General features: G+C 33.4%; 9 protein-coding genes. 8 read left to right on the top strand and 1 reads right to left on the bottom strand.

Annotated features, from left to right (window positions below):
* Window positions 1-7: 7 nt before the first annotated feature.
* The 8 genes from ACREVU_RS12970 (at window position 8) to ACREVU_RS12935 (ending at window position 12,119) form a co-directional block, all read left to right on the top strand.
* The gene (locus tag ACREVU_RS12970; RefSeq protein WP_431552021.1) at window positions 8-1,783 is read left to right on the top strand and encodes an ABC transporter ATP-binding protein; all 1,776 of its coding nucleotides are present in this window, start codon (window positions 8-10) and stop codon (window positions 1,781-1,783) included.
* On the top strand, window positions 1,780-3,792 hold the full coding sequence (locus ACREVU_RS12965) for an ABC transporter ATP-binding protein (protein WP_431552020.1): 2,013 nt from the start codon (window positions 1,780-1,782) through the stop codon (window positions 3,790-3,792). Before ACREVU_RS12970 ends, ACREVU_RS12965 begins: the two co-directional genes overlap by 4 nt.
* Window positions 3,793-4,044: 252 nt before the next feature.
* On the top strand, window positions 4,045-4,494 hold the full coding sequence (locus tag ACREVU_RS12960; RefSeq protein ID WP_431552019.1) for a MarR family winged helix-turn-helix transcriptional regulator: 450 nt from the start codon (window positions 4,045-4,047) through the stop codon (window positions 4,492-4,494).
* A gap of 44 nt (window positions 4,495-4,538) precedes the next feature.
* Complete coding sequence (locus ACREVU_RS12955; protein WP_431552018.1) at window positions 4,539-6,266, top strand: ABC transporter ATP-binding protein; 1,728 nt, start codon at window positions 4,539-4,541, stop codon at window positions 6,264-6,266.
* Window positions 6,263-8,251, top strand: a complete 1,989-nt coding sequence (locus ACREVU_RS12950; RefSeq protein ID WP_431552017.1) for an ABC transporter ATP-binding protein — start codon at window positions 6,263-6,265, stop codon at window positions 8,249-8,251. The genes ACREVU_RS12955 and ACREVU_RS12950 overlap by 4 nt, the downstream gene beginning before the upstream one ends.
* Before the next feature lie 112 nt (window positions 8,252-8,363).
* Window positions 8,364-8,948: an HlyD family secretion protein gene (locus ACREVU_RS12945; protein WP_431552016.1), complete on the top strand. Its 585-nt coding sequence runs from the start codon at window positions 8,364-8,366 to the stop codon at window positions 8,946-8,948.
* A gap of 51 nt (window positions 8,949-8,999) precedes the next feature.
* Window positions 9,000-10,568 carry an efflux RND transporter periplasmic adaptor subunit gene (locus ACREVU_RS12940; RefSeq protein ID WP_431552015.1) on the top strand — a complete coding sequence of 523 codons (1,569 nt, stop codon included), beginning with the start codon at window positions 9,000-9,002 and terminating at the stop codon, window positions 10,566-10,568.
* Window positions 10,569-10,640: 72 nt separating this feature from the next.
* On the top strand, window positions 10,641-12,119 hold the full coding sequence (locus tag ACREVU_RS12935; protein ID WP_431552014.1) for an S-layer homology domain-containing protein: 1,479 nt from the start codon (window positions 10,641-10,643) through the stop codon (window positions 12,117-12,119).
* 168 nt (window positions 12,120-12,287) lie between these two features.
* Here the strand turns inward: ACREVU_RS12935 and ACREVU_RS12930 are convergent, their stop codons facing one another.
* Window positions 12,288-14,552, bottom strand: coding sequence for a YhgE/Pip domain-containing protein (locus ACREVU_RS12930; RefSeq protein ID WP_431552013.1), 2,265 nt, complete (start codon window positions 14,550-14,552; stop codon window positions 12,288-12,290).
* Window positions 14,553-14,590 lie beyond the last annotated feature (38 nt).

Genomic DNA, 14,590 nt, shown 5'->3' with positions numbered 1-14,590 from the left:
GATATTAATGTTTAAATTATTCCGATTTTTAAAACAGTACACATTGCAAATAATAGTGATAGTTCTATTAGTTTTTACTCAAGTGCTAGCAAATCTATATTTGCCAACATTGATGGCTGATATAGTAGACAAAGGTATATCACAAAAGGATACATTGCAATCTATTTCATTTTTAGGTTTTAACGGAACTTATAAAGGTATAAATTATATTATTAGAATAGGTGGAATCATGCTATTAGTATCGGCAGGTGGAGTTTTATGCTCAGTTGTAGCTTCATTTTTATCTTCAAGAACTGCTGTAGGGCTTGGTAGAATTATTCGTAATAAATTATTTACTAAAGTTGAAGGGTTCACCCTACATGAGTTTGATAAGGTTGGGACTGCCACACTTATAACAAGGACTACAAATGACGTTGTTCAAGTTCAAACAGCAACTGTAATGATTTTTTCTATTATGTTGTTTGCTCCTTTAACTGCCATAGGAGGTATTGTTATGGCATTAAGAGAGGATGTGCAACTAACTTGGATTTTTGCAGTTGTAGTACCGATTCTTGGAATTATTATTGGAATAACTCTTAAATATGCTATGCCATTATTTAAATTGATGCAAGTAAAATTAGATAAATTAAATCTTGTATTACGTGAAGGACTTACGGGTATTAGAGTAATACGTGCATTTAATCGAATTGACACTGAAAAATCTAGATTTGATGATGCAAACGCAGATCTTATGGAAAATGCTATAAAAGTTAATAAAATCATGGCATTTTTAATGCCAATAATGATGTTAATCATGAATGTGACAACAGTTTCTATTATTTGGTTTGGTGCTAAAAGAATAGATGCTGGGAGTATCCAAGTTGGTTCATTAATTGCATTTATGCAATATGGGATGCAAATTTTAATGGGATTCTTAATGCTTGCTATGGTATTTATAATGATACCAAGAGCGCAGGCCTCTGCAATAAGAATAAACGAAGTATTAGAAATGGAATCTGAAATTATTGATTCAAAGAATACTATATTAGCAAATAAACAAAGTGGATATGTTGAGTTTAAAAATGTAACATTTAGTTACCAAGGGGCAGATCAGCCAGCTATTTGTGACATATCATTTAGTGCAAAACCTGGTGAAACAACAGCTATTATTGGGGGTACAGGTGCTGGTAAATCAACACTTATAAACTTAATACCACGTTTTTATGATGTGACTTCTGGATCCATATTGGTTAATGGAGTAGATATACGAGAAATGAGTCAAGAGGATCTTCGGTCAAAAATAGGTTTTGTTCCTCAAAATACTGTGCTTTTTACTGGAAGTATTGCGGATAATATTAAATATGGTAAAGATAATGCTACTATGGAAGAAATTAAATATGCAGCAAATGTAGCACAAGCAACGGATTTTATAAATGGAATGAAAGAAGGATATGAACATATTATTGCTCAGGGAGGAACCAATGTATCTGGTGGACAAAAGCAGCGTCTGTCCATAGCACGTGCACTAGTTAGAAAGCCTGAAATATATATTTTTGATGATAGTTTTTCAGCACTTGATTTTAAAACTGATGCAAGACTAAGGGCAGCACTTAAAAGTGAAACGATAAAGTCTACAGTGATAATTATTGCTCAAAGGGTTGCAACAGTTATGAATGCAGATAGAATTATAGTTTTAGATGAAGGTGCAATTGCGGGCATTGGAACTCACAAAGAACTTTTAAACAGTTGTAAGATATATCATGAGATTGTAGCTTCACAGCTTTCAGAGGAGGAATTAGCATGAGCGAAAACAAAAATACGAGCAAATCAAGTGGAGGCGGTATGGGTCGATCGGGTGGACCAATGGGATCATTTAAGGGACCTATAGTTAAAGCCAAAGACTTTAAAGGAACATTAAAAAGACTTTTAAGTTATTTAAAACCACAAAGAACCAATTTTATTTTAGTATTTATATTTGCAATTATCAGTACTATTTTTACTATAGTAGGGCCTAAGATTTCAGCAAAAGCTATAGATAAATTGGTTGAGGGTATTAAAAGTAAATATGGTTTAATTCAGATGCATGCTGCGCAAGATAAAATAGCAGCTGCAATAAAGGCTAATCCAGGAGCAGCAAAGAGTCCCAAAGTAATTGATGGACTGGATCAAATTAAAACCGGAATTGCTAAGATAATGGATATAAACGGTGGTAACATAGATTTCGTATATATTCAAAATATTATTATTTTGTTACTTGGATTGTATTTAATAAGTACAGTTTTCGGATTCCTTCAACAATATATAATGGCTGGAGTGGCACAGAAAACTGTTTATAATCTTAGACGTGAAGTTGAAGATAAGTTATCCAGGCTTCCACTTAAGTTTTTTGATGGAAGAACCCATGGTGAGATATTAAGTCGTGTTACAAATGATGTTGACAATATATCAACAACACTTCAACAAAGTCTTACTCAGCTTGTTACCGCTATTGTTACCATCGTTGGTATTGTTATTATGATGCTTACAATAAGCCCACTTATGACACTTGTTGTTATTTTAACTTTGCCACTATATATTACTGTGACAGCTTTAGTTGCAAAGCGATCTCAAAAACATTTTGCAGCTCAGCAAAAGGAAATTGGAGCTCTTAATGGCCATGTTGAAGAGATGTATACAGGACATAAAATTGTTAAATCCTTTGGTCACGAGAAAGATTCAATTAAAGAGTTTGAAGATATTAATGATAGATTATACAATGCAGGCTGGAAAGCTCAGTTTATATCAGGAATAATAATGCCTATGATGAGATTTGTTAGTAATATAGGTTATGTAGTAGTTTGCGTTGTTGGTGGATTTTTAGCAACACAAGGTAAAATCACCATAGGTAACATTCAAGCCTTTATTCAATATTCTAGTCAGTTTACTCAACCAATAGTTCAAACTGCAAATATTGCCAATATAATTCAATCAACAGTAGCTTCGGCTGAACGTATTTTTGAATTGTTAGATGAAGTAGAAGAGATTACGGAAACTAGTAATATTAAGGTGATTGAATTACCTAAGGGAGAAGTTAAGTTTGAACATGTTGATTTTAGCTATAAAGCAGATGAACCTCTTATTGTGAATATGAACCTTGATGTAAAACGTGGTCATACAATTGCAATTGTTGGACCAACGGGTGCTGGTAAAACTACACTTGTTAACTTGTTAATGAGGTTTTATGAGATAGATGCTGGTAAAATTACAGTTGATGGAGTGGATATAAGAGACATAAAACGTGGTGAACTACGTAGTATGTTTGGTATGGTACTTCAAGATACTTGGCTGTTTAATGGCACTATAATGGATAATATTGCTTATGGAAAAGAGGGAGCAACGGAGGAGGAGATTATGAAGGCGGCACGAGCAGCTCATGCACATCACTTTATTAAGACTCTTCCTGATGGATATAATACAATACTAAATGAAGAAGCTTCAAATATATCACAGGGACAAAAGCAACTTCTTACTATAGCAAGGGCGATACTTGCAAACCCAACTATTATGATACTTGATGAAGCTACAAGTAACGTTGACTCAAGAACAGAAGTTTATATACAAAATGCTATGACGGCACTTATGCAAAACAGAACAAGTTTTGTAATTGCACATAGACTTTCTACAATTAAAGAGGCAGAGCTAATATTAGTTATGAATAAGGGAAGTATCATTGAGATGGGTAATCATAATGAACTTCTTGATAAGAATGGCTTCTATGCAGACCTTTATAATAGTCAGTTCGCTGGGGCTGATTTGGATAACGATGTTATATAAGGGAAGACTCCTGGCTAATATGTAATATAAGCAAAACTGCTGATAAGGATAACTTATCAGCAGTTTTTTCCCTGTTATGAAACTTAAAAAAATGAGTGTTGGATTACTTGAAAGGGTAATCTTTCTTCATTTTGTAAAATATTAATAAAAAGTATTGACATGTAAAAAATGAAAATATATAATATATTACGTACACAAAATATTACTATGCGAAATGTATTTAATGGGAAAAACTATAAGGTGGTGAATAATATGGAAGAATTAAATGAAGAAAACAAATTATATGATAGCATTGAAGTTGCAAAACTCTTTCTTAGTGTTATGGGGCTGTTTAAACATAATATAATAAAAAGTTTTGAACACACTGGAATCACTGCACCTCAAGCTATGGTTATGGGAATACTCAGTAAAGAAAAAAAGATAAAAATATCTGGACTTAGCAATAAGCTTGGCTTATCTAATAGTACGGTGTCTGGAATTGTTGATCGGCTTGAAAAACAAGGTATTGTAGAAAGGGAAAGAAGTCGTGAGGACAGAAGAGTTGTTTATGTAAATATCTGCCCTAAATTCAATGAAGTACATGGAGATGCTCATAAATTAATTCGAGAAAATACTGCAAATGTAATAAAAAAAGCTACACCTGAAGAAATTAGTAAAATAGTTGAGGGGCTTAGCATTCTTAAAAAGCTTTTAATAGAGTAGTAAAAATAATTAACCCTAGTTCACTTATGGGAGATGAATAATTCGTGATTAAATTGTACAGATACTTAGATGAATTTACAACACAAATTGCAGCGATAATTGTACTCATTTTCTTTCAAGTGATTGCAAATCTTTATTTACCAACCTTAAGTTCAGATATTATTGACAAAGGGATTGTTAATAATGATTTAAATTACATTATAAGAATTGGTGGGCTTATGCTTATTATTTCAGCAGGTGGCGTATTATGTTCTGTGGTAGCGGGATTCTTATCCTCAAGAACTGCAGTAGGCCTTGGAATGATTATTCGCGGTAAGATTTTTGAAAAGGTAGAAAGTTTCTCACTACATGAATTTGATAAAATAGGTACGGCTACGTTAATAACAAGAACAACAAATGACGTAACTCAAATTCAGCAAGTAACGGTAATGATGTTTTCTATAATGTTATTTGCACCACTTACTGGTATAGGTGGTATTATTATGGCGCTGAGAGAGGACAAACCTTTAACCTGGATTTTCGTAGTAGTAATTCCAGTACTTTTTATTATTATTGGTTCAGTTCTTCGAAAGGGCCTTCCACTGTTTAAGTTAATGCAGGTTAAATTAGATAAACTAAATCTTGTTTTACGTGAAGGACTTACAGGTATTAGAGTAATACGTGCTTTTAATCGTATAGAACATGAGAAAAAAAGGTTCGATTTTGCAAATCGCGATCTTATGGATAACTCAGTAAAAGTAAATATAATTATGGCTATATTAATGCCAGTTATGATGCTTATTATGAATCTTACAACAATTGCAATTTTCTGGTTTGGAAGCATGCGAATAGATGCTGGTAGTATGCAAGTTGGATCACTTATGGCATTTATTCAATATGGAATGCAAATTTTATTTTCTTTCTTAATGGTTGCAATGATGTTTATTATGATACCCAGGGGTCAAGCTTCCGCAGTAAGGATAAATGAGGTACTAGATATGCAGCCTGATATCGAAGATTTAGAAAAGACAAGGCTAGCAGATGAGAAAAATGGTTATGTTGAGTTTAAGGAAGTCTCATTTAGCTATCCAGGTGCAGAACAACCAGCAATTAGTAATATAAACTTTAGTGCGGGACCTGGAGAAACAACAGCTATTATAGGAGGTACTGGTTCAGGTAAATCCACTCTAGTAAATTTAATACCTCGTTTTTATGATGTTGTTTCGGGGTCAGTTTTGGTGAATGGGGTGGATGTACGCGAAATTAGCCAGGAAGACTTAAGGTCAAAAATAGGTTATGTTCCACAAAAAAATATTCTCTTTTCTGGTACTATTAATGAAAATATTAAATATGGAAATGATAGTGCTACGCGAGAGCAAATTGTGCATGCGGCTGATGTAGCTCAAGCCACAGAGTTTATAAATGGAATGGATATGGGGTTTGATCATTTCATTGCACAAGGAGGGACTAATGTTTCAGGTGGGCAAAAACAACGTCTTTCTATCGCTCGTGCCTTAGTTAGACAACCTGAGATATATATATTTGATGATAGTTTTTCAGCACTTGATTTTAAAACAGATGCAAAACTTCGGGGTGCGCTTAAAAAAGAAACAGCTATTGCCACTGTTATTATCATAGCCCAAAGAGTTGCAACAGTTATGGATGCAGATAGAATAATAGTTTTAGACGAAGGCCGAATTGCGGGAATAGGAACTCATAAAGAACTTTTAGATAGTTGCAGAGTATATCATGAAATTGTATCCTCACAGCTCTCAGAGGAGGAATTAAAATGAGCGAAAATACTAAAAATGAAAAACCTAAAGGAGGGCCTGGTGGAGGCTTTGGAGGGAATTTAGGAAAACCTGTAGAGAAAGCAAAGGACTTTAAGGGCACGCTGATGAGGCTTTTGTCATACTTAAAGCCAGAGATGTTTAAATTTATCATGGTATTTATATTTGCAATTTTAAGTACAATTTTTAGTATAGTGGGTCCAAAGATTTTAGGGAAGGCAACAACTAGTTTGTTTGAGGGCATAATGGCTAAAATGCAGCTGAAAACTTTAATACCACAAGAGGCTATGCTTGCACCACTAGCAGCGAATCCATATACTGCTACGCCAACAGTTGTAGCGAGTCTAGTCAAAGTTAAAGCTGCTATTGCTCAAATAATAAATTTTAATGGTGGTAACATAAACTTTCCATATATAAAACGTATAATTTTACTGTTAATCGCATTATATGTGATTAGTGCATTATTCGGTTACGTCCAACAGTATATAATGGCTGGAGTAGCTCAGAAAACTGTTTATATTCTGCGAACAGATGTTGAAGATAAATTATCTAGATTACCACTGGAATTTTTTGATTCAAGAACTCATGGTGAAATACTAAGTCGTGTTACTAATGATGTAGATAATATCGCGACTACGCTTCAACAAAGTCTTACACAACTTGTTACATCAATGGCTACTATTATTGGGGTTGTTGTTATGATGTTATCAATAAGCCCATTATTGACACTGGTGGTTATACTGACGCTGCCAATATATGGAATAGTGGTGATGTTAATTGCGAAGAAATCACAAAAATTTTTCGCAGCTCAACAGAAAGAGATTGGTGCGCTTAATGGTCATGTGGAAGAGATGTATACAGGGCATAAAATTGTTAAAGCCTTTGGACATGAAAAGGATTCTGTAAGACAGTTTAATACAATTAATAAAAGACTATATAATTCAGGTTGGAAAGCACAGTTTATCTCAGGTATGATAATGCCACTAATGAGATTTATAAGTAATTTAGGTTACGTTTTAGTGTCGGTGGTAGGTGGTATTCTAGCCACTCAAGGGAAAATTAGTGTAGGTGATATTCAGGCATTTATTCAATATTCTAGTCAGTTTACTCAACCAATTGTTCAAACTGCAAATATTGCAAATGTAATTCAATCAACGGTGGCATCTGCTGAGCGTGTTTTTGAACTTTTAGATGAGGTGGAAGAATTACCTGATGAAGTTAATGCTAAAGTTTTACAGTCACCTAAAGGTGAAGTAAAGTTTGAAAATGTAGATTTCAGCTATAAAACAGGAGAACCACTTATAAAAAATATGAACATTGACGTAAGGCAGGGCCATACTATAGCTATTGTAGGACCAACTGGTGCCGGTAAATCTACTCTTGTTAACCTATTGATGCGTTTTTATGAAATAGATGCTGGAACAATTTCTATTGATGGAGTAGACGTTAAAGATATAAAACGTGGAGAGCTAAGAAATATGTTTGGTATGGTACTTCAAGATACCTGGTTATTTAATGGCACAATAATGGAAAATATAGCTTACGGTAAAGAAGGTTCAGGGCTAGAGGAAGTTATGGTGGCAGCTAAAGCGGCTCATGCCCATCACTTTATTAAGACCCTTCCAGATGGTTACGATACTTTGCTTAATGAGGAAGCATCTAATATATCACAGGGTCAGAAACAGCTTTTAACCATTGCTAGGGCCATACTTGCAAATCCAGCAATAATGATACTAGATGAAGCTACAAGTAGTGTTGACTCAAGGACAGAAGTTTATATACAAAAGGCCATGGCAGAGCTTATGCAAAATAGAACAAGTTTTGTTATTGCACATAGACTTTCTACAATTAGAGATGCAGAGCTAATACTAGTTATGGATAAGGGAAGTATTATTGAGATGGGTAGCCATTATGAACTGCTTTCCCAAAAAGGTTTTTATGAAGATCTTTATAACAGTCAATTTGCTGGTGCAAATTTAGATAATTAAAATAAAAGAAATATCCTATAAATAATAAAGGTAGGTGCACAAAATGAAGGGTAAATTTAAATTATTGTTAACAAGTATTTTAGTCCTGGCTTTACTTTTAGGAGGGGCTACAGTGATATATTATTGGTATGCTGATACCCATTATGTGTCAACGGATAATGCGGTAATATCTGCTGATTTTATAAAAGTAACACCAATGGCTTCTGGAAAACTTTTGGAGTTTAATGTAAAAGAAGGAGATTCTGTAGTTAAGGATCAGCTTCTTGGGCGAATAGATGCGGGTGTAACTGCTGGTGCGGCTTCAAATATAAGAGCACCAATTAGTGGGACAATTGTACAAAACAATACACATATTGGAGAATACGTATCAAGTTTGCAGGTGCCAACACTTGCTCTGATAATGGATCCTGCGCATATTTATGTTACAGCTAATATAGATGAAACAGACCTTAATAAAATAAAGATAGGCCAATCAGTTAGTATAACTATAGATCAATTTAAGGGTGAAAAATTTGCTGGTAAAGTAAAATCAATTGCACAAGCAGCAGCGGATGCTTTCTCTTTTCTTCCAGCTCAAACCAGTGGTACTTTTACAAAGGTTGAAAAAAGAGTGCAAGTTAAAATTGAATTTAATACTATTGATACTAAATTATTACCAGGCACAAATGCCAGTGTGAAAATACAAACAAAGAAGTAGTGCATGAGATAATCTATAAGTTTAATAAATGTGAATGGAAGGTGACTAATATTGAATTTAGAGTTAAATAATAAAACTAATAAGGCACATAAAAAGAGATTTCGAAGAATAGTAGGGCTTTTGGTAATAGCAATTATCGTTATTACCGGGGTAATATTAAATAATACTGTGATGAGTAATAAGGTAGTAGGTTCTAGAAGTGCCGCAAATCAGAAAACTGCAACTGTAAAAAGAGGCAATATAGACATTGTGGTTCAAGGTTCAGGTCCTATAAATTTTACTAAAAGTAATAAACTATATTCTAGAGTTAATGCAACAATTAAAAAGGTTAATTTTAAAACTGGGGATAAGGTTAAAGCAGGGGATGTAATATATGTACTTGATGATAAAGATGCTCAAACTGCTTTAAATGTTTCTAAGCAAGGACTAGAACAAGTAAAGGTGTCTGCAGATGCATCTAATGAAGCTGTAGGTAATTTGTCAATTAATGCTCCATTTACAGGACAAGTAACCAATATTCCTGTAAGTGTTGGTGATACTGTTCAACCTGGAGGCACAGTTCTTACAATTGTAGATACTTCAAAACTTAAAGTATTACTTAATTTTAATGCTGCAGATGTAGGACAAATAGCCTTGGGTCAAGTAGCTACTATAAGTGTAGCTTCGTTAATGCAAGAGGTTAATGGAACTGTGACCTATATAAGTAACCAGCCCTCAGCAACAATTTCGGGGGGGCAGTTATACACAGTAGAAGTGCAAATTAATAATCCAGGTGCTCTTCTTGGGGGGATGCTTGCTAGTGGACAGGTTAAAACATCTAAAGGGAGTGTATCTAGTACAAATAATGCTAGTCTAAATTATTTAAATAAGCAAGCAGTTATTAGCAAGACTGGAGGAACGGTTAAGCGAATTGCAGTTAAAGAAAGTCAAAAGGTTAGTTCCGGAAGTCTTCTTATTCAAATGGAAAATAATACAGTTATGAGAGCTCAAGAAACTTCCAATATAGGGATTGTAACTTCTAAGGACCAAATAAGCTTAACTGGTTCACAGCTTGAATATTTTAAAGTAGTTTCTCCTATTAGTGGAGTGTTATCAACTGTGAGCTTCCAAGCTGGAGATATCGTAAGTCCCGGTATGCAAGTCTCAGAAGTCTTAGATACCACACAAATGAAATTTGATGTACCTGTGGATGAAATTGATATAGCTAAAATAGTACCAAGGCAGAAGGTAAATATTAGAGTAAGTTCTCTTCCAGATACTTTAACCACTCCAGTTCTAGGTGAGGTTGAATACGTTGCAGTTAAAGGTACTTCTGTAAGTGGAGTAAACACATATCCAGTAACTATTAAGGCCTTGGGTGGATTTAATATACTTAAGGGTGGAATGAATGCAAATGCTGAAATACAAGTAACTAATAAACAAAATGTGTTATACCTTCCCGTAGAGGCAATAACAAAGTCTGAGGGGTTAAACTATGTTTTAGTAAAAGGAAAACAAGAGGGTGGAGAGCAAAGGGAAGTGAAATTAGGCGTAAGTAATGTGAAATATGTAGAGATTACCAGTGGATTAAAAGAAGGTGATGCAGTAATTTTGGCTCAACCATATGCAGCAGTAAAGTAGGGGTAGACCTTTGGGTAAATAGGAATTAAATTATGCAGCAATGTGTTAATAACAAAAAGGATGGTGTAAAAAATGAAATTTAAAAAAACAGGTTTAAGTTTGATATTGGCAAGTGTAATGGTACTTTCTACTATAGGTTCCTCTCAAGTTTTTGCAATCTCAAACCCTCTAAGCTACTCAGGTTCAATGGAGAAAATGCAACAATTAAAGGTTATAGATAAGGCTACAAAGGGTGAGAATGGACTGGTAACTAGAGGTCAATTAGTAAAAGCCATAGCAATAGCTGATGGATTGTCTTCCACCGCATTAAACTTAAATGGTACAACAATTTTCCCGGATATAAAAGCTAATAGTGATCTTAGCGGATATGTTAAAGGAGTGGTAGGTGTAGGTTTAATGTTTGGAACACCAGATGGATCTTTTCATCCTGAGCAGTATGTAACAATGGCAGAGATGGATACAATTATGGTGAGGATGCTTGGATATACAGATGCAGACCCGGAGCTTTCAAAATTGTCATGGCCTAACAATTATATTCAGCAGGCTTATAAATTAGGATTAACTACTGATATAGCTTATAAAAAAAGCGATAAGTTAACTTATAAAGTATCAGCAGTTATGTTTGATAGGCTTTTCAGTACATTGGTTAAAGACTCTCAAACCGAATATTTTTCTGATAAATATTTTGAGGATGAATATTTAAATACTGACATTACAGGCAGCTTAAAAGAAGTAACAGTGGTGGGAAATTCAAAAACCTCCGATGATCTTTTAGACAACGAAGTTTATCTTGCAGGTCAAGGATTAACTAGTTTAACAAAATATACAGTTAATAGTAATGCTGGGGACGTTGAACTTGGAGTAAAATATAAGCTTTATATTGATGGAGCTAATATTACTAAAGTAAGTGTAAAAGAAAATTCTACAGAAAACTATGCTGTAACAGGCATAACAAGTTCATTAATAGCTTACACGGATGACAAGGATTTAGCTCAAACTATGACACTACCAAAAGCTTCATTATATTACTATCATGGAGTATATGTAGATTATGAAGTTGCAGTTAAAGCTATTAGGGCTTATTCTTCAATTATTCTAACAAAGAAGAGTGACAATTCAGGCTATGATTATGGTATCATTGTTGATGCTAATTTTGGTGCACCACAAGTCTATAAAAATGACAATGCTAAACTTCTAGATCAGCTTAAGAATACAAAGTATTCGTATATTTATAGAGGTGCAAATATTCAGGAATCTCAATTGAATGCTTATGATGTGGTTTATTTTGTATCAGATATTTGGAATAAAAACACATTTGTTTATGTAAATGATAAGGTTGTTATTGGTACAATTAAAGCATTTACACCAGATATGCTTAATCCAACTGGACTTACAATTAATGGTATAAACTATACATTTAGTAAATATTTCAATAAGGCTAGACTTAATAATTATGATGGCGCTATTGGAAGTTTCTTAACTAATGTTAATGTTGATGATTTTAAAACTTTGCTTTTGGGCATTGATGGGAAGATAGTAGATATTTACTAGGGGTCAGACTCCTGGGTAAAAAATTAAACTGAAAAAACAGCACCTTTTAAATAAAAGGTGCTGTTTTTTTGTTATCTTTATTTAATAAGAACATTGAATATAAAGCTTTATTACAGTAGTATACATAAAGATTTAACTCAATGAAAGAAATGGGAAATAATATAAATCTTAGTTTCCTGTTAAACCACTTTTGTGAAACTCTTTTACAAAGTTTTCAGTTGTTTTATTTATTTTCTCTTTTAAGAAGATTCCAAGAAATAGGGAAACAACAAAATAAATTGCGAGTATTAACATATCTTTAATTAATACACCTGGTATAATTCCTGCGGTTGCTTCTCGCATTCCACCTATGGCATAAGTAAAGGGCATCATAGGATTTATATATTGAAAGAAATCACCTAATAATTCTATTGGAAAGGTTCCTCCAGAACCAGAAACTTGTAATACCATTGTTACCATGGTGATAGCTAGACCACCGTGACCGAAAACCGATACTAATGTATATATGATGGTAACAAACACTATACTTACATACACTCCAATTAGTACCATTATAATAGGAGATACGGTATAAGTCTTAAGAACTAATAAGTTTCCGGCAATAGTTACTAAAGTTTGCATAATTGATACACTTACAAAAAGAAGATATCTTCCCAGAAAGCTTTCGTTTGTATTTATAGGTGTGCCATCATCAAATTTTCTAACATGAACTGACAACAATGAAACTAGTATATAGGCACCAACCCAAATAGCAAGTGTAGTATAAAAGGGGGTCATAGCTGAGCCGTAATTAGGTATTGGGTAGACTCTATTTTCTACTAAATCTATGGGATTTGATAAAAAGTCACTTTTCTTTTTGCCATCCTCTTTTAGTATCTTTATAAGCTCATTAAGCTTTTCATCAGAAGTAAGAAGCTTTAATTTTTCTGAATTTGAATGCATATCTTGTTGAATCTTAGGGAATTTGTTTTTTATTTCCTTTAAGCTGTTTACACCTTGGTCTAGCTGAGTATTGGTTTGATCAAGTATACTATTAAATAGTGGCATAGCACCTTGTATATTCTGTAACATAGTGCCTGCATTGTTTGTTATATCACTTGCATTGTTTATTGTATTGTTTATTGTATCGTCAATTACTGGGTCAGTATCTCTGTTGAAATTATCAATTGTATTACTCATTAATCCTGAAGTTTTATTGGCGCCGTTTATTGCAGCATTTATATCACTAGTTAAAACCTCATTACCAGTATCTATGGTATTAATCATAGAATTAACATTGGTTTGCTGCGTTACCATTTCAGTTCTAACTCTTGAAAGACTATTATTGAAAGCATCAACAACGTTACCAGTTATGAAATTATCTATTAGCTTATTAAAATTTAAAACATTGTCGATTTTCTTTATTCCTTCACTATAGTTATTTCGAACTTTAACTAAAGTTGCTCTAATTAGAGAATTATTTGAAGGATTGCTATCTTGAAGTTGAATTAAAGAGGATTCTGCAATATCCGCTGTATTCTTTATAAGGGTAAGGTCAGATTTGATAATTGGAGATACATTTTTAAATGGATTTTTTGCCTTTCCAATATATTCATCACTTGTTTTAGTAATATCCAAAGTATTGTCTACGGAACCAGATATAACAGGAATATCTTTTTGGATGTTTTTCATGAATTTCTGAAACATTACAGAACTTTCATAAGCATTGTCTATGGACTTTCCAATTGCGGGCATATTATCATCTATGCTAATCATTTTATCAATAAGAAGTTCAAGTTCCGGTTTGTTTTTTTCTAGATTATTTCCAAGTTTGTTAAGATAAGTGAAAATTGTTCCACCAGCTGTTTCAATAAAGCTTTCCGTAATTTGTCCACGTAGAGCAGTGGCACCTTTTCCAGTAATTTTTGGTGCTATAGCATTTCTTTTTTCATTAACAGTATAAATTAGTTTTGCTTTTATTGGGTTATTATGTGTTGCAATAGAAAGGAGATCCTTTGAAAAATCCTTGGATATAGTCAAGCTAGCATAATATTTACCAGTTTTTACACCCTCTTGTGCTTGGGTTTCATTCACAAAGGTCCAACCAATAGAGTCATTAGTCTTTAATTTTTTTATTACATCATTTCCAATATTAATTCTAGGTTCTTTTGGCTTTGAATCAGTAGCCAGGGGAGCTGAGCCAGCATCCAAATTGACAACTGCAACTAAAATTCCACTAGTATTTGAATATGGGTCCCAGCCTGCTTGAATATTAAACCATGCATAAAGCGCGGGTAGACATGATACCCCAACTATTATCAGTATTGTTATATAGTTGGAGAATATATTTTTCATATCTCTTTTGTAAATTTTGAAAACAATTTTCATATCTATTTTATGAGGTTTTAAAATATTTTTTATATATATTTTAGAACTTTTTAAAATATTCTTCATAGACCTCCACAACCTTACATATATATTTTTGTTTATAG

Source organism: Clostridium sp. (assembly GCF_050717535.1).
GTDB lineage: Bacteria > Bacillota > Clostridia > Clostridiales > Clostridiaceae > Clostridium_AD.
Note: the sequence above shows the minus strand (reverse complement) of the source record. Positions and strands in the feature narration are given on the sequence as shown.

Excerpts from the sequence above, each read along its gene's own strand:
- ACREVU_RS12970 (WP_431552021.1), top strand. The coding sequence starts at position 8 with ATGTTTAAATTATTCCGATTTTTAAAACAGTACACATTGCAAATAATA.
- ACREVU_RS12965 (WP_431552020.1), top strand. The coding sequence starts at position 1,780 with ATGAGCGAAAACAAAAATACGAGCAAATCAAGTGGAGGCGGTATGGGT.
- ACREVU_RS12960 (WP_431552019.1), top strand. The coding sequence starts at position 4,045 with ATGGAAGAATTAAATGAAGAAAACAAATTATATGATAGCATTGAAGTT.
- ACREVU_RS12950 (WP_431552017.1), top strand. The coding sequence starts at position 6,263 with ATGAGCGAAAATACTAAAAATGAAAAACCTAAAGGAGGGCCTGGTGGA.
- ACREVU_RS12935 (WP_431552014.1), top strand. The coding sequence starts at position 10,641 with ATGAAATTTAAAAAAACAGGTTTAAGTTTGATATTGGCAAGTGTAATG.
- ACREVU_RS12930 (WP_431552013.1), bottom strand. The coding sequence starts at position 14,552 with ATGAAGAATATTTTAAAAAGTTCTAAAATATATATAAAAAATATTTTA.